1 protein-coding gene is annotated in these 398 nt (G+C 67.8%); it reads right to left on the bottom strand.

Going from position 1 to position 398, the window contains the following annotated elements; translation table 11 throughout:
• Positions 1-72 precede the first annotated feature (72 nt).
• The coding region (locus tag LPA54_RS41110) for a tyrosine-type recombinase/integrase (RefSeq protein WP_228985497.1) at positions 73-398 on the bottom strand (326 nt) is incomplete at its 5' end.

Genomic DNA, 398 nt, shown 5'->3' with positions numbered 1-398 from the left:
CCGCGAGCCATGACGGCCACTCCGGTTCAACGGTGACGGAGGCGACAGCAGCCGAGCGGAGAGGTGCGATGGTCATCGCAGCAGCTCCGAACCGAGGCTGTCGACGGCTGTGACGGCTGCACGGAGATCCTCGTCCTGGGCGTGCACGTACACGGCTGTGCTCGCCGACGAGGCATGGCCCAGGAGTGTCTGCACGACGTCTGGAGAGACCCCGTTGCGAATCCAGCGGGTGGCGGCCGTGTGCCGCATCATGTGCGGCCGGGCGGTCAGACCGCAGCGTCTCCCGATCCGTTCGACCACTTGCTTGGCGTTGGAGTACGACAGGGGCCGTCCCGCGTGCACGCCGACGAGATTGACGAAGACGTAGTCACAGGCGGCGGAGCCGGCCACCTGCTCAC

This window comes from Streptomyces sp. DH12 (genome assembly GCF_020873895.1).
GTDB lineage: Bacteria > Actinomycetota > Actinomycetes > Streptomycetales > Streptomycetaceae > Streptomyces.
Note: the sequence above shows the minus strand (reverse complement) of the source record. Positions and strands in the feature narration are given on the sequence as shown.